Source organism: Schaalia suimastitidis DSM 15538 (assembly GCF_000429105.1).
GTDB lineage: Bacteria > Actinomycetota > Actinomycetes > Actinomycetales > Actinomycetaceae > Pauljensenia > Pauljensenia suimastitidis.
Genome location: NZ_AUBF01000006.1, coordinates 532,250 through 548,150, shown reverse-complemented (window position 1 = coordinate 548,150; position 15,901 = coordinate 532,250). Strand labels below are relative to the sequence as shown.

Sequence of the window (15,901 nt, the reverse complement as noted above, 5' to 3'; positions counted from 1 at the left end):
CTTCCTATGCGCCTTTGCTGAGATATGCGGCGTATTGCGCAACAAGTGCTGCCGCAGAACGGGTACCAATCAGTGACACGCCTAGTTTTTCGATCATCCAAAAGGTGGCGGGCATGGTGAATGTACGTGGTACACCCGAGACCTTGAGTTTCGTATTCGGATTTGTAATATTGGCCCTCATCACCGCGACTTGGGCTTCGGTAGGAAACCCTTCAGATCCGGTCGCCGTTTTCACGTAGTCAACGCCAGCGTCGGAGCAGATACGGGTCAACAGCGCAATTTCAGCGTCGGTGAGGAAGCACACTTCGAAGATGACTTTCGACAGCGCTTTTCCGCTGGTGCGTTCAACAAGGCCTTCCACCTCGCGCCTGACGTAATCATGATCACCTTCACGAAGCCGACCAATATTAATCACCATATCCACTGCGGTTGCACCAAGGTCTAGACCTTCGTCGATTTCCGCAAATTTCATCGCCGTCGAGGTACAGCCATATGGGAATGAGATGGCCGTGCCAACACGAACGTCTGACCCTGCTAGTTCCTCGGCCACCACCGGTGTCCACATGGAATTGGTGTAACAGGCGGCAACACCTGTTTCGCGCGCTTGACGTGCATGTTTGCGAATGTCATCTTCTGTGGAGCTTTGCAGGTGAAGGGCCATATCGAAGTGTTTGGCGTATTCTGAGACAGTCAGTTTCATAATGTATCCCCTACAGGTGTGACAGCGGCACGGTTGTGAGCCGCCAACGTATTGATCTGATATGCACTAAGGAGTGGCACCGTTACCACTGCCTGCGCATTTGGCATATCACTGCAGTTGAATCGTTCAGCCGCCATTATTTATTTCCACGTGCTGCTGCCATGAACCTCCTTTGATAGCTGATTACCTGATTCGTTGACGTGAAACGCGCAAGGTACTGCGGCTCGGCAGTAACCACCACTTTGTCGGTCATATCTGCAAATTCGTCTTCGACAAGCATCCGATCAATGTCGGGGTAGTTCAGCTCACCTTCCATTGAACAGATAATGAGGCGCGTATCAGGAAGGTTGGCGTGTCTGAGAAGGCGCAGACAGTGCCGCGCAGAGTCCAGTCCGTCACCAACGGTGCCGTTGCCATCCCCAATGGTGATGCCGCGTATTTTGAGGATTGTCTGGGCCAAAGTGTGCACACTGTGAAGGTCCAGCATGTCTTCATGGGAGGCAAGATAGTCATTGCTCAGCATGTAGGAGCGCAGATCTTTGAGGAAACTATCGTCCTGGGTGATGTGATAGGCGTGGAGCAGGCCCGCCATACGCTCCGATTGCATCTTGCGGTGTCGGATAAAGGCGTTAATGAAATATGGCCTGGCTTGTAAGGCCATCTGCGCTTGGTAGGGTTCGAACATTAAGGTGAAATTCACCCGAAAACCTTCTTCACGCAGCTTCAAGGCGAGGCGGTGTCCGCGCATGCGGTCTTCGGTACTTCCTTGGGATGGACGTAACGCAAGCCGCTTGTCGCCTTCAAGCAGGTCAGTGACGTTTGCCGCGTTCACCGGTCCGGTGTGAGGTACTTTAATGACGACGCGCCACGGCGAGAGTATGTCGCGGAAACGTTGTGCCTCATCGAGTATCTGCGAGAAATCGGCCTCGAAAGGGTTATTCAATTCGACAGAAATATCGCAGCCTGGGCCGAGAAGACGCCCAATTTCACCCATCACCTCGTCACGGTCTTTAAAGTGGCCGCCGACATTTGCCTTTGGATCGTTGAGGAATAGGTCGTAAATAATGCCTGGATTACATGTCAAATTGGCAACGAACGGTGCCACATGGGCCACTTCGTATGGATTGGCTGAATCTGCCGAGTACAGCACCCGAGTAGGTCGTTGTGTGCCGTCGATGTCGCAACCAATGTCCCTGACCAGATCGACCGTGACTTCACCCTGATGGTTTAGATGCAGTACACGGCGAAAACCTGGCGGCGTGTGACCATAGGGAACATTGAAATAGGACACCACTGCTTTTAGCTCATCGCCCACATCAATAGAGGTCGCGTGGCGACACAAAAATTCGTAGGTGTCGCGGTCGATAGGTGTTGTGAGGACTCGCTGGATCAGCGCCTCGTGCCCCGTCTTTGGGGTCAGCTCGAGATCGGCGAGTGTTAAATGTAATGGCGTGGGGTGCTGATGATCTGTCAGATACATTGGTAACCTCCCTTATTTCGCGCGTCATTGCACCGCTGCACAGGGTCGTTGCGTTCAGTGTTATTGCCTCGACAATGCATAGATCGCTTCGATCACTTCCATATCGATGATGGAATGTCCCGTCATGAGTCCATGCGGGTCGTGGAGTGCCGTTGCAGGCTGATTGGTGTGGCCTAGGTGGTCGACCACTAGTGCGGCGCCCGTAAAATCTTCATTGCGGGTGTAGCTTGCTACGGTAACGAGTACCTGCATGCCAGCCTGGTGTGCGGCAGTTGCGCCGACGTGCGAATCCTCCACTGCTATCGCCTCTGCGCTGCCAATACCGAGTTCAGCCAGTGCGTGAAGGTAGATATCGGGCGCGGGCTTTTTTCTGGCAACTATGTCACCGGCAAAAACTGGGATCTCATTGGCCAGCTGCTCCCCCACTGCATGGATTAACACTGAGCGAACTGATTGTGGTGCCGAGGTTGAGGCGACAGCGACGCGGATATTCGCATTCAACGCCTCGTTGATAAGGCGCGCAACCCCTGTCCTACTTGGGATGGCGCCGCTGTGGATACGGTGTTGGAAAAGGGCTGTTTTTCTCTGGTGAAGGTCACGGATGAGCTGTTGCCGCTGGGCTTCGTCGACGTTTAGCCCAGCGTGGCGGAGTAATTCGGGCGTGAGGACCGAGGCGATGCGTTCTTTGCCGCCGCCAATTTTGACGAGGCGGGCGTAGGTTTCGTCGTCCCAGGTGATGGGTAGGTCGAATTCGGCAAAGGCCTGGTTGAATGCCACCCGGTGTCCATCACGTTCTGTGTCAGCTAGTACACCATCGCAGTCAAATATCAGTGCCCGTGTCATGCCTGCGCCCCTTTCACCTGTGCGCAGCTGCCAAACATTTCTAGGTGTTGGCTCACAGTTGCCATAAGTCGTTGCTCTACGGCATCAATGATGGGCAGTGGTTCACTGCGCTTATGGTGTTGCGCGTCAAGGCCCACATCGACGATGGCATCAAGGAAGGAATGCTTCAGCGCAGTGGATACGTTGATCTTGCTGACGCCTGCGCGGATGAAAGCAGTGAAATCATCAGCGGCTAAACCGGTTCCACCGTGGAGAACGATCGGCAATGTGCTCAATGCTCTGAGGCGTTTGACGCGCTCAGGTTTGAGGTCTGGACGCCCTTTGTACAGGCCATGTGCGGTACCTAGCTGTGGAGCCAGCATATCCACGCCAGTTGCTTGGGCGACCTCCACGAGTTGTTCGTCTGTGTATGCGTGGACGATAACGTCGCTGCCAACGCCGTCTTCGACACCAACGATATTTTCTATTTCGGATTCCACATGTGCGCCGCAGCTGTGTGCGTGCTCCACGACGCGAACGGTGGCTTCCATTGCCTGATCAAGTTCAAGTGACGAGGCGTCAAGGAGGACCGAGGACCAGCCTGCGTCAAGGACTTCGATGGCATAGTCCGGGTCCGGGCAGTGGTCAAGATGAAGCGCTAAGGGCACGTCCACTTCGTGTGCTGCTGCCTCGAACATGTGATGCAGCAAGGTAGCGCCGATGGCTTTAGCGGTGCGCACGGATACCTGTATGATCGCTGGCGATCGGTGTGAATGCGCTGCTCGGGCTACTGCACGCAAACTGACGTCGTTGAAGATATTGAATGCGCCGACCGCGTAGCCGCGCCGGAGTGCGGTGGTGACGATGTCGAGGGTTGACGCTTTCACTGATCCTCCTATGTGGCGGTGACAAATGGGGGTGCGCGGATTATGCGCAATGTGGTTTCTGATGCTTCGGTGCATCAGGGAAAGGATCAGAAACCACAGTTGGCGGTGATCCAGCTCTCACAATACCATCTATTGCTATACCGGTCTATACCGCAATATGGGGATGTGCAACGCTCACACGAACACGTAACCACGACGCCCACCTCATCGAATCAAGATGAGGGCCCATAGGCGCTGCAACAACAGTGAACCCGGTGAGCGCTTCGCACTCACCGGGTTCACTACCGTACAGTCAGATCACTCCTGGAAGGACATTCCAAAGTCAATCGACCCAAGGGCGTCAAGGAAATCTTCAGATACCTCGCCGTCTTGGAAGTCCAACTCCGAATAGTTGGAGTTAGCCAGTGCCTCCGCAGTAGGTTCAACCGTGACATTGTTGTAAATGCCAAGGCCGGTACCCGCCGGGATGAGCTTACCGAGGATGACATTTTCCTTCAGGCCAACAAGTGCATCAGACTTGCCGTTCATCGCGGCCTCGGTGAGTACCTTGGTTGTCTCTTGGAAGGAGGCAGCCGACAGCCACGAATCGGTGGCCAGCGATGCCTTGGTAATACCCATCAGCATCTGGCGGCCCGACGCAGGTTGTCCACCTTCGGCAGCAACCTTACGGTTCTGCGCCAAGTAGGCCATACGATCCACCAGTTCACCGGGCATAAAGGAGGTGTCGCCTGGTTCAAGGATGGTGACTTTACGCAGCATCTGGCGCACGATCACCTCGATGTGCTTGGAGTGAATACCCACGCCCTGGTCACGGTAGACCTTCTGCACTTCGTCCACCAGCTGCTTCTGAGCCACATTGCGGCCCATAATACGCAGCACTTCCTTGGGATCCAATTGGCCCTCAGTCAACGGCGTACCCGCCTCAACGTGGTCACCTTCAGCGACCAGCAGCTTCTGGCGGCGCGACAGCTCGATCACGAGGTCTTCCTTCGCATCATCACGAGTAACGACGATACGGCGCACAGCCGGATCTTCGTCGTCAATGTGAATACGACCAGCAGCCTCAACAAGCTTGGCTTCCACCTTGGGAGTACGTGCCTCGAAGAGTTCCTGAACACGTGGCAGACCCTGGGTAATATCGGCAGCAGAGGCCGCACCACCCGTGTGGAATGTACGCATAGTGAGCTGAGTACCAGGTTCACCAATGGACTGCGCGGCAATAATGCCAACGGCCTCGCCAATGTCAACCTGCTTACCGGTAGCCAACGAACGACCGTAGCAGGTGGCGCACGTACCGACCGCTGACTCACAGGTAAGTACGGAACGGCACACAACCTCGTTAATCCCTGCACGAATCAGGGACTTCAGCAGATCATCGCCCAAGTCAAGGCCAGCGGTAGCAAGAACCGTCCCATCTTCGGCCACAACGTCACGCGCCAAGGTACGCGCATACGCGGTGGTCTGTACCGTTTCCAGCGCAACCCAGGTACCGGCCTCGTCCTGTTCGGCAATCGGAATGCGAATACCACCGCGGGTACCACAATCGGCCTCACGCACAATGACGTCCTGCGAGACGTCAACGAGGCGACGCGTGAGGTAGCCCGACTCTGCGGTACGAAGCGCCGTATCCGCAAGACCCTTACGTGCACCGTGGGTCGCGATGAAGTACTCAAGAACGGTCAGACCTTCACGGTAATTTGCCTTAATCGGACGTTCAATGAGCTTCTGCTTCGGGTCGGACACCAGGCCACGCATACCAGCCAACTGCTGCACCTGCGACCAGTTACCACGAGCACCTGAGGACACCATGCGGTACACGGTGTTGCGCTCATCGAAGTTTGCCCGCATATCGTTAGCGACCTTCTCGGTGCATTCCAGCCACAGCTTCACCAATTCTTCGTAACGGGTATCTTCCGAGATGAAGCCCGTTTCGTATTGGTCTTGGATGGATGCGGCGCGCTGTTCGTACTCGGCAAGAATTTCTTCTTTACGAGGCGACGCCTGGATATCGGAGAAGGATATGGTAATCCCCGACCATGTTGACCAGTAGAAGCCCGCTGCCTTCAGCGCATCGAGGCATTCGGCCACAAGCACATTCGGGTAACGTTCGGTCAACGAGTTCACGATATTGGCCAGCTGCTTCTTGCCGACCACTTCATTGACGAAGGGGTAGTCCACTGGGAGCAGCTCGTTGAAGAGCGCGCGGCCCAGGGATGTTTCCAGCAGAATGTCGTCACCTTCGGTCCACCCCTCAGGAGCTTCCCACTGCGCGGGGGGCACTACGCCGTCAAAACGGATGAGGGCGCGTGCATTGAGGTGCAGATTCCCGGCATCGAAAGCCATGATGGCTTCGCCCACCGAGGAGAAGGACGGCACAATCTCGTTCCCCTTTTCGTCGCGTGCCACCTCAACAGCAGGATCAGGATCCGACGTGAGGTGGAACAGGCCAATAATCATGTCCTGCGATGGCATAGCCACGGGGCGACCATCGGAAGGCTTAAGGATGTTATTGGTCGACAGCATGAGGATACGTGCTTCAGCTTGAGCTTCAGCGCCCAGCGGCAAGTGAACTGCCATCTGATCGCCGTCGAAGTCAGCGTTGAAAGCTTCACAAGCCAGCGGATGTAGCTGGATGGCTTTACCTTCAATGAGCTGGGGTTCGAAAGCCTGAATACCGAGGCGGTGCAGCGTGGGGGCGCGGTTCAGCAGCACGGGGTGCTCGCGGATGACATCGTCGAGGACGTCCCACACCTCGGGGCGCTGGCGCTCCACCTTACGCTTAGCGGCCTTGACGTTCTGCGCAAAGTTCTTCTCGACCAGGCGCTTCATAACGAAAGGCTTGAACAGTTCCAGGGCCATCTGCTTAGGCAGGCCACACTGGTGCAACTTGAGCTGCGGGCCCACAACGATAACCGAACGGCCCGAGTAGTCCACGCGCTTGCCCAGAAGGTTCTGGCGGAAACGACCTTGCTTGCCCTTGAGCATGTCAGAGATCGACTTCAAGGGGCGGTTGCCTGGGCCCGCGACGGGACGACCACGACGACCATTGTCAAAGAGCGCGTCCACAGATTCTTGCAGCATACGCTTCTCGTTGTTGACGATGATCTCGGGGGCACCCAGCTCTAACAGACGCTTGAGGCGGGTGTTGCGGTTGATAACCCTGCGGTACAGGTCATTGAGGTCCGAGGTGGCAAAACGGCCACCGTCGAGCTGCACCATAGGACGCAGATCCGGCGGGATCACCGGAATGCAGGTCAGCACCATCGATTCGGGCTTATTGCCGGTGGCCACGAAGGCGTTGATGACCTTCAGGCGCTTAATAGCGCGGGTCTTACGCGGGCCTGTTTCAGTGGCGATGATCTGTCGCAGCGAAGCAACTTCACCTTCAAGGTCGAAGGTTTGCAGGCGCTTTTGAATGGCGGATGCGCCCATATCACCCTTGAAGTAGGTGCCATAACGTGCCACCATCGCGCGGTAGAGCCGTTCGTCACCTTCCAAATCGCCGACCTTGAGGTCTTTAAAGCGGTCCCACACGATTTCCAGGCCTTCAATATCGCCGTCGAAACGGCGACGAATACGCGCCATTTCCTTGTCAGCATTCTTGCGGACCTTGTCCCGTTCGGCGGGCGAAGCACCCTGCGCTTCCAGGGAAGCCAGTTCGGCTTCGGCATTTTCAGCGATGGCGTTGATTGCCACATCACGCTGGTTCTCCAAATGCCCCTTTTCTACCTCAAGTTCACCGCGCAGGTCAGCAAGGTCCTCGTTGCGGCCCTTTTCGTCCACTTCGGTGATCATGTAGGCAGCGAAGTAGATGACCTTCTCAAGGTCTTTCGGTGCCAGGTTCAGGACATATCCCAAGCGTGAGGGCACACCCTTGAAGTACCAGATGTGGGTCACCGGTGCAGCAAGGTCAATATGACCCATGCGTTCGCGGCGCACCTTTGATCGGGTAACTTCCACGCCACATTTTTCGCAGATAATGCCCTTGTAGCGCACACGCTTGTATTTGCCGCAGGCGCATTCCCAGTCACGGGTAGGGCCAAAGATCTGCTCGCCGAAAAGACCGTCGCGCTCGGGCTTGAGCGTACGGTAGTTGATGGTTTCGGGCTTTTTCACCTCACCCCATGACCAGCCGCCTTGGGTCACCGGACCCATATTGTCGGCGGTTGCCAGGGTGATTTTCAGGCTGTCGAATGTCTTTGCGTCCAACAACGTCATTTCTCCTAGTCAGTTCTCAGATCGCATCGATAGAGGCAGCAGCGTTAGGACGGGCCTCCAATGAGATGCCCATTTCTTCACGCATGTCGAAGGCTTCGTCTTCGTCCTTAAGGTCAATGACGTTACCGGCGGCGTCGAGGGCTTCGACGTTCAGGCACAGTGAACGCATTTCTTGAATAAGGACTCGGAAGGATTCGGGGATACCCGGTTCGGGGATATCCTCGCCCTTGACGATGGCTTCGTATACCTTGACACGTCCAGTGGTGTCATCGGACTTGATGGTGAGCAATTCTTGTAGTGCGTAGGCAGCACCGTAGGCTTCCAGTGCCCACACTTCCATTTCACCGAAACGCTGGCCGCCGAATTGTGCCTTACCGCCCAGTGGCTGCTGGGTGATCATGGAGTAAGGGCCGGTGGAGCGTGCGTGGATCTTGTCATCCACGAGGTGGTGGAGTTTGAGCATGTAGGCGTAGCCCACTGCAATGGGGTACGGGAAGGGTTCACCGGAGCGCCCGTCGAAGAGGCGTGCCTTGCCGTATTCATTGGTGAGGACGTCACCATCACGGCTTGGATTCACGTGGCGGAGCAGGCCGGAAAGTTCTTCTGCTTCCAGACCGTCAAAGACGGGGGTGGCAACAAGGCTGCCAGGATTGGCCTTCACAGCGTCAGCAGCCAGGTGCTTGGTCCATTCTTCGCCTGCTTCCACAGCTGCGGTCGCATCCCATCCTTGGTGGGCGAGCCATCCAAGGTGGTATTCCAGTACCTGACCCACATTCATACGGCCCGGCACACCCAGGGGGTTGAGGATGATGTCAACCGGGGTGCCGTCTTCAAGGAATGGCATGTCTTCGACCGGGAGAATCTTGGACACAACACCCTTGTTACCGTGGCGGCCAGCCATCTTGTCACCAATGGTGATCTTGCGGCGCTGTGCCACGTAGACGCGCACTGTTTGGCGCACACCGGGGTTGAGGTCGTCTTCGTCGTCGTTGAATTCGCGGACACCGATGACGATACCCTCTTCGCCGTGAGGCACCCGCAACGAGGTGTCACGCACTTCGCGGGCTTTTTCACCGAAGATGGCACGCAGGAGGCGTTCTTCGGAGGTGAGTTCGGTTTCACCCTTGGGCGTGACTTTACCTACAAGGATGTCGCCTGCGGTTACTTCAGCACCAATGCGGATAATGCCTCGTTCATCCAAGTCTGCGAGAGATTCTTCGGAGACGTTGGGGATATCCCGAGTGATTTCTTCTTCACCGAGTTTGGTTTCGCGGGCGTCCACTTCGTATTCCTCGATGTGGATCGAGGTGAGGATGTCTTCTTCCACCACGCGGCGCGACAGGATGATGGCATCTTCGAAGTTCAGGCCTTCCCACGACATATATGCCACGAGGAGGTTCTTGCCAAGAGCCACTTCACCGTTGTCGGTGGCAGGTCCGTCAGCGAGAACAGAACCAACTTCAACGCGGTCACCGGCATTAACAATGACGCGCTGGTTGGTGCAGTTGCCTGGGTTGGAGCGTTCGAATTTTTCGACGCGGTAGCTGTCGCGGCCACCGTCGTCGGTGGTGACAACGACGAGGTCGGCGCTTACTTCGGTGACGACGCCAGAGCGTGCAGCGATGAGCATTTCACCGGAGTCCTGTGCGGCTCGGCGCTCCATGCCGGTGCCAACCAGTGGTGCTTCGGTGGTCAGGAGCGGCACCGCCTGGCGCTGCATATTCGCACCCATGAGTGCGCGGTTTGCGTCGTCGTGCTCAAGGAAGGGGATGAATGCCGTAGCGACCGACACCATCTGGCGTGCAGACACGTCCATATAGTCAATGCGATCGCGTGCAATCAGCGTCGGGTCTTCGCCTGCGACACGGCACAGCACGTTTTCTTCGGCGAAGGAACCATCATTGTTGAGGCGTGACGAAGCCTGGGCGATGTAGTGCCCGAATTCGTCGTCAGCAGTCAGGTAGGCTACTTCGTTTGTCACCTTGCCGTCACGCACGACGCGATACGGGGTTTCGATGAAACCGAAGGGGTTAATGCGCGCGAAGGTGGCCAATGAACCGATGAGACCAATGTTGGGGCCTTCAGGTGTTTCAATGGGGCACATACGACCGTAGTGCGAGGGGTGCACGTCACGCACTTCCATGCCGGCGCGGTCACGGGAGAGACCACCAGGGCCAAGTGCAGAGAGGCGACGCTTGTGGGTCAGACCCGCCAGCGGATTGTTTTGGTCCATGAACTGTGACAGCTGCGAGGTTCCGAAGAATTCCTTGATGGCTGCCACGACCGGCCGAATATTGATGAGCGTTTGAGGCGTGATCGAATCAGCTTCCTGGGTACTCATACGTTCGCGGACGGTACGTTCCATGCGGGCAAGGCCAGTGCGGACCTGCGCTTGGATCAGTTCACCCACGGCGCGGATACGGCGGTTACCGAAGTGGTCGATGTCGTCCGATTCGACGCGCACCTCGACGGCTTCACCGTTGCGCACACCTGCAAAGAGCTTGTCTCCCTTGTGCAGGGCAAGCAGGTATTTCACGGTGGCCACGATGTCTTCGAGCGTGAGTACGGAGCCCTTCGGATCAGCGTCAAGTGCCAGCTTGCGGTTGATCTTGTAGCGACCAACTTTTGCCAGGTCGTAACGCTTAGCATCGAAGTAGTAGTTGTTGAACAGCGCCTGTGCGGCCTCAACGCTGGCAGGGTCGCCGGGACGCAGCTTGCGGTAGATATCGGTCAGAGCCTCTTCCTGGGTGTGGACTGTGTCCTTTTCCAGGGTTTCCAGCAGGACCGGGTAGTCAGCGAAGGCCTCGCGAATCTCGCCTTCGGACATGCCGATTGCCTTGAGGAAGTGGGTCACTGACTGTTTACGCTTACGGTCGATGCGCACACCTACCGAGTCGCGCTTGTCAATTTCGAATTCAAGCCATGCGCCACGGCTTGGAATGATTTTGGCACCGAAGACGTCCTTATCGGAGCTACGGTCGCTGGTGCGTTCGAAGTACACACCGGGGGAACGCACAAGCTGCGAAACGACCACACGTTCGGTGCCGTTGATGATGAAGGTGCCACGTGGCGTCATCAGCGGGAAATCGCCCATGAAGACGGTTTGGGACTTGATTTCGCCGGTCATATAGTTCATGAATTCGGCGGTGACGTACATGGGGGCCGAGTAGGTGTAATCCTTAGCTTTGGCTTCTTCGACCGTGTACTTTGGCTTTTCGAGGCGGTGGTCCCTGAAGGACAGCGCCATCGTTGCGCCAAGGTCTTCGATGGGGGAAATCTCTTCAAAGATTTCTTCCAGACCTGAGGTATCGGGGACGTCGTTACGTCCAGCGGCTTTGGCAGCTTCGACGCGCGCTTTCCACGCGTCGTTACCAAGGAGCCAATCAAAACTTTCAATTTGAAGTCCGAGGAGATTCGGAGCTTGCAATGGTTCACTCAGTTTCGCGAAGGAGATACGCGAAGTCTGGGTGGGAATATTGGAAGCGGAGTGACTTGCAGCCACGAGGATCCTTCCCTGCGTTTGCGATGCGCATGGCACCTGCGACCCATTAACTGATTCCGTCCCTATTCCGCCAAGCGCCGGTTACGGCGGGTGGGCACGGATCACCTCGGGCATAGCAAGGCGCAACTTCCCATACTAGGCACGAAAGACTTGACATTCAAGACAATAAGGCGTATGTGGTTAGTTTCACGATAACACTAAGCCCCTGACCCGTTGGGCCAGGGGCTGTATTGCTCCGGCGACTGGACTCGAACCAGTAACCGTCCGATTAACAGTCGGATGCTCTGCCATTGAGCTACGCCGGAATGCTGACGCGAGATGAAACTCTAGCGAGGTTATCCCTGATTGGCAAATCGCAAGAGGCAACTATGTCGCATCTCGCGTTTCGTCGCGCGCAGTGCCCCAGACGGGGCTCGAACCCGTGACCCACGGATTATGAGTCCGCTGCTCTAACCGACTGAGCTACTAGGGCAGATAGATCATACCTGATTCTTTCCATGCATGACGACCTGGCAGTGCGACCCAATATTTCACCTGCCTCAGATGCTGCCGATTCGGCCTTGGCTGCGATTAGCGCGGGCACAACGTCACGAACGATAAGACCCCCAGTTACTGGCGTACGTCAACCGGTGTGGAGCCACAAAGCTTAGCTGGCTGCATCATGGCCCTCCCCATATCAGGCGGGAAACAGACGAGTGACTGCTGGGCGCGTGTCGCACATACACGTATCCCCGAGCAGCATAGGAGCTACTCGGGGATACGGCGATCAGTTGATCAGTGAAGGAGGGGAGGTCACTTAAGGGTGACGGTGCCGCCGGCTTCTTCGATTTCAGCCTTGGCCTTTTCGGCATCTTCCTTCTTGGCGTTTTCGAAGATGGTCGAAGGAGCGTTGTCAACAAGCTCCTTGGCTTCCTTCAGGCCGAGGCCGGTGAGGGCCTTGACAGCCTTAACAACGGCGATCTTCTTGTCGCCAGCGCTTTCGAGGACAACCTCGAACTCGGACTTCTCTTCAGCAGCAGCTTCTTCGCCAGCGGCGGGAGCGGCAGCAACAGCAACAGCGGCCGGAGCGGCAGCGGTCACGTCGAAGGTCTCTTCGAAGAGCTTCACGAAGTCGGAGAGCTCGATGAGGGACATTTCCTTGAAAGCTTCGATGAGCTCATCGTTGGAGAGCTTTGCCATGATTGGCATCCTTCCTAATTTGGCCTGCTACGTGAGCAGAGGGTTTGTGAGATCCGCATCGTCTGCGAGTCATTGGGACGCCCAGTCGTGCGGGGCCTGTCACGTGGTCAGGCCGCTTCGCTCTGCTTTTCGCGCAGAGCGTCGATGGTGCGCACTGCCTTGGAGGGCAGAGCGTTGAATGCGTAGGCAGCTTGGGAAATCTTGGCCTTGAGGGCACCTGCAGCTTTGGCCAGCAGGACCTCGCGGGATTCGAGATCGGCAAGTTTCTTCACTGCTTCTGCAGAGAGTTGCGAACCATCCATTGCACCGGACTTCACGACCAGTGCAGGGTTCTCCTTGGCAAAATTACGCAGCGCCTTGGCGACCTCAACGGGGTCACCAGAGACGAAGGCGATAGCGGTTGGACCGGTGAGGTCCTCAGCTAGGAAGTCAAGGCCGACTTCCTGAGCTGCCAGTCGCGCCAGCGTATTCTTCACCACGGCGTAGTTCGCGTTGTCGCCCAGTCCGCGGCGGAGCTGCTTGAGCTGCCCCACGGTCAGGCCGCGATATTCGGTAAGCAGGACTGCATTGGACCCGCGGAAACGCTCCACGAGTTCGGCAACAGCTGCCACCTTGTCAGACCTCGCCATGGTCCTCCTTCCAGTTGGTAACCGTCGAATGCGAAAAGCCCGGCGCGCAGGTGCGTGCCGGGCTAACAAAACCCATAGGTCCCACAAGGAACTATCACTCACCTGCGTCGGCAGCTTGCGCACTTGGCTCTGGAAATCCAGAGATCCGACGGTCTTCGGCTCGACCCACTTTAGTCGCTGTCTGGCGCATCGCCAAGTCGCAGCACTGTGGACTGGCCCACTGCTGGCGCAAAAAGTCGCAGTACTGGGATCGGTGCCGAAAAGTCGCCTGGTATGCGCATAGCCCCGCTCGCCTCAGTACGAGCGGGGCCTATGTTGCTATTGGAGCGAGGCCTCAGGAGGCGTCGGCAGATGCGACGTTACGTGTCTTAGTGACGTCCAGCGGGATACCTGGGCCCATCGTGGTGGACACAGTGCCCTTGGAGATGTAACGACCCTTGGCTGCTGACGGCTTGAGTCGCAGGACCTCTTCGAGGACAGCGGCGTAATTTTCAGCCAGCTGCACGGCATCGAAAGAGGACTTGCCAACGATGAAAGCCAGGTTCGCGTGTTTGTCGACACGGAACTCAATACGGCCACCCTTGATTTCGTTGATAGCCTTCGCCACATCCATGGTGACGGTGCCGGTCTTCGGGTTGGGCATCAAGCCACGAGGACCGAGCACGCGACCTAGGCGGCCAACTTTACCCATGAGGTCCGGGGTTGCCACAGCAACGTCGAAGTCTGTGTAGCCCTTGGCAACCTTTTCGATGAGTTCGTCGCCGCCGACCTCGTCAGCACCAGCAGCGATTGCTTCCTGTGCACGTTCGCCAACGGCAAAGACCAAGACCCGGGCGGTCTTGCCGGTGCCGTGCGGCAGGGTAACGGTGCCGCGAACCATCTGGTCCGCTTTACGGGGGTCGACGCCAAGTCGAAGGACAACCTCGACGGTGGAGTCAAATTTGGTGACGGTGGTTTCCTTGGCCAGTTCCATTGCAGCCAGGGGGGCGTAGATTTCGCCGGCGTGAATCTTCTCCGCCGCGGCGCGGTAGCCCTTTGAGCGCTTTGCCATTCTGCTTCTTCTCCTTGCAGTTGTGGTGTGGGCAGCGCGGCCCTACCACAGGGGGACTATTTCAGGTCAGCCTTCGACGACGATGCCCATAGAGCGGGCGGTGCCGGCGATGATCTTAGCGGCGGCGTCCAGGTCATTGGCGTTGAGGTCAACGAGCTTTGCCTGGGCGATCTCGCGCACTTGTGCGTCGGTGATCTTGCCGACCTTCTCGGTGTTGGGACGGCCGGAGGCCTTCGCCACACCAGCAGCCTTCTTGATCATTTCCGAGGCCGGAGGGGTCTTGAGAACGAAGGTGAAGGAGCGGTCTTCGTACACGGTGATTTCCACCGGCACGATGGAGCCACGCTGCGATTCGGTTGCAGCGTTGTAGGCCTTCGTGAACTCGACAATGTTGACGCCATGCTGGCCCAGTGCGGGGCCGACAGGCGGAGCGGGGGTCGCGGCGCCAGCTGCAATTTGCAGCTTGATGAGGCCGGTGACCTTCTTCTTCGGTGCCATATTTCGGGTCTTTCTTCGTATTTCCACGCCGCAGCGGCTACTGCAGCGTCGCATGTTGGGCACAATGCACCCAAACACACAGACTTTGATCTTAAACCCCGACTAGGGCTATCCCCAAGCCAGGGTGGGAGACGTCACTTCTCAAGCTTAGCCACCTGGTCAAAACCAAGTTCCAGGGGTGTTTCGCGTTCGAAGATGGTGACAAGGACCTTGAGCTTTTGCGCTTCGGGCATGATTTCCGAGATTGTCGCAGTCATCGTTTCGAACGGGCCGTCGGTGACGGTCACCACTTCGCCCACCTCGTAGGCCAACTGGACCTGCTGAACAGGCGCCGGACCGGTCTTGGCCACTGCCGCAGCTGCTTCAAGGACGTTGGGTGTCAAAAGGTGAACGACTTCGTCGATTGTGATCGGCACCGGGTTGTGCTGGTCACCAACGAAGCCCGTGACCGCAGGCGTGTCTTTGACGACACGGTAGCTGGCCTCGTCAAAATCCATGCACACAAGGACATAGCCTGGAATCTGCACGCGACGCACACGCTTTTTTGCGTTGCCGCGGTATTCCATGACGTATTCATCCGGCACCTCCACGCGGAAGATTGAATCTTCCATATTGTGGTTGGCGATGCGCTGCTCCAGGTTGGTTTTCACCTTACGTTCATGACCGGAGTAGGTATGCACCACGTACCAGTCGCCTGGGATTAGGCTAATTTCTTTACGGAATTGCTCAATGGGATCAGCGTCAACAGTGTCGTCTTGGTTGGAGCCATCGTTGACTGCGTCCACTGAGGTGCCGTCATGTGGCGTCTGGTCAACGGCTGCCATATCGTCTTCAATGGCATCCGAGGCGGTGGTGAGGTCTTCGCTCATGGCGTACTCCTGGTGTCGGCTGAGTTGTTCGACTGAGAAGAAACCCGCCTGCAGTTTCCTGCGGGC

General features: G+C 57.0%; 11 protein-coding genes and 2 tRNA genes. All 13 read right to left on the bottom strand.

Annotated elements, in window-relative coordinates; genetic code table 11:
- Positions 1–4: 4 nt before the first annotated feature.
- The gene (gene deoC / locus G438_RS0102425) at positions 5–700 is read right to left on the bottom strand and encodes a deoxyribose-phosphate aldolase (RefSeq protein WP_034284643.1); all 696 of its coding nucleotides are present in this window, start codon (positions 698–700) and stop codon (positions 5–7) included.
- A 136-nt stretch (positions 701–836) separates the two neighbouring features.
- Positions 837–2,180, bottom strand: a complete 1,344-nt coding sequence (locus G438_RS0102415) for a transaldolase family protein (RefSeq protein WP_026460003.1) — start codon at positions 2,178–2,180, stop codon at positions 837–839.
- Between the two features lie 60 nt (positions 2,181–2,240).
- Positions 2,241–3,023 carry an HAD-IA family hydrolase gene (locus tag G438_RS0102410; protein WP_026460002.1) on the bottom strand — a complete coding sequence of 261 codons (783 nt, stop codon included), beginning with the start codon at positions 3,021–3,023 and terminating at the stop codon, positions 2,241–2,243.
- Complete coding sequence (locus G438_RS0102405; RefSeq protein WP_026460001.1) at positions 3,020–3,889, bottom strand: class II fructose-bisphosphate aldolase; 870 nt, start codon at positions 3,887–3,889, stop codon at positions 3,020–3,022. The genes G438_RS0102410 and G438_RS0102405 overlap by 4 nt, the downstream gene beginning before the upstream one ends.
- A 297-nt stretch (positions 3,890–4,186) precedes the next feature.
- A complete protein-coding gene (locus G438_RS0102400; RefSeq protein WP_026460000.1) occupies positions 4,187–8,101 on the bottom strand; it encodes a DNA-directed RNA polymerase subunit beta' in 3,915 nt (1,304 codons plus the stop codon).
- A gap of 22 nt (positions 8,102–8,123) precedes the next feature.
- Entirely contained in the window at positions 8,124–11,609 is a 3,486-nt protein-coding gene (rpoB, locus tag G438_RS0102395) for a DNA-directed RNA polymerase subunit beta (RefSeq protein WP_026459999.1), read from the bottom strand.
- A gap of 233 nt (positions 11,610–11,842) precedes the next feature.
- Positions 11,843–11,914: transfer RNA gene (locus tag G438_RS0102390), tRNA-Asn, on the bottom strand.
- Positions 11,915–12,007: 93 nt separating this feature from the next.
- Positions 12,008–12,081: transfer RNA gene (locus tag G438_RS0102385), tRNA-Ile, on the bottom strand.
- A 320-nt stretch (positions 12,082–12,401) separates the two neighbouring features.
- Positions 12,402–12,788 (bottom strand): 50S ribosomal protein L7/L12, encoded by a 387-nt coding sequence (gene rplL, locus G438_RS0102380; protein WP_026459998.1) that lies wholly within the window; start codon positions 12,786–12,788, stop codon positions 12,402–12,404.
- A 107-nt stretch (positions 12,789–12,895) separates the two neighbouring features.
- On the bottom strand, positions 12,896–13,417 hold the full coding sequence (rplJ, locus tag G438_RS0102375) for a 50S ribosomal protein L10 (RefSeq protein WP_026459997.1): 522 nt from the start codon (positions 13,415–13,417) through the stop codon (positions 12,896–12,898).
- Positions 13,418–13,751: 334 nt separating this feature from the next.
- On the bottom strand, positions 13,752–14,468 hold the full coding sequence (gene rplA, locus G438_RS0102365; protein ID WP_026459996.1) for a 50S ribosomal protein L1: 717 nt from the start codon (positions 14,466–14,468) through the stop codon (positions 13,752–13,754).
- 66 nt (positions 14,469–14,534) lie between these two features.
- Complete coding sequence (rplK, locus tag G438_RS0102360; RefSeq protein WP_026459995.1) at positions 14,535–14,966, bottom strand: 50S ribosomal protein L11; 432 nt, start codon at positions 14,964–14,966, stop codon at positions 14,535–14,537.
- Positions 14,967–15,100: 134 nt separating this feature from the next.
- Positions 15,101–15,835, bottom strand: coding sequence for a transcription termination/antitermination protein NusG (gene nusG / locus G438_RS0102355; protein WP_026459994.1), 735 nt, complete (start codon positions 15,833–15,835; stop codon positions 15,101–15,103).
- Positions 15,836–15,901 lie beyond the last annotated feature (66 nt).

Excerpts from the sequence above, each read along its gene's own strand:
- deoC (WP_034284643.1), bottom strand. The coding sequence starts at position 700 with ATGAAACTGACTGTCTCAGAATACGCCAAACACTTCGATATGGCCCTT.
- G438_RS0102415 (WP_026460003.1), bottom strand. The coding sequence starts at position 2,180 with ATGTATCTGACAGATCATCAGCACCCCACGCCATTACATTTAACACTC.
- G438_RS0102410 (WP_026460002.1), bottom strand. The coding sequence starts at position 3,023 with ATGACACGGGCACTGATATTTGACTGCGATGGTGTACTAGCTGACACA.
- rplL (WP_026459998.1), bottom strand. The coding sequence starts at position 12,788 with ATGGCAAAGCTCTCCAACGATGAGCTCATCGAAGCTTTCAAGGAAATG.
- rplJ (WP_026459997.1), bottom strand. The coding sequence starts at position 13,417 with ATGGCGAGGTCTGACAAGGTGGCAGCTGTTGCCGAACTCGTGGAGCGT.
- rplA (WP_026459996.1), bottom strand. The coding sequence starts at position 14,468 with ATGGCAAAGCGCTCAAAGGGCTACCGCGCCGCGGCGGAGAAGATTCAC.
- rplK (WP_026459995.1), bottom strand. The coding sequence starts at position 14,966 with ATGGCACCGAAGAAGAAGGTCACCGGCCTCATCAAGCTGCAAATTGCA.
- nusG (WP_026459994.1), bottom strand. The coding sequence starts at position 15,835 with ATGAGCGAAGACCTCACCACCGCCTCGGATGCCATTGAAGACGATATG.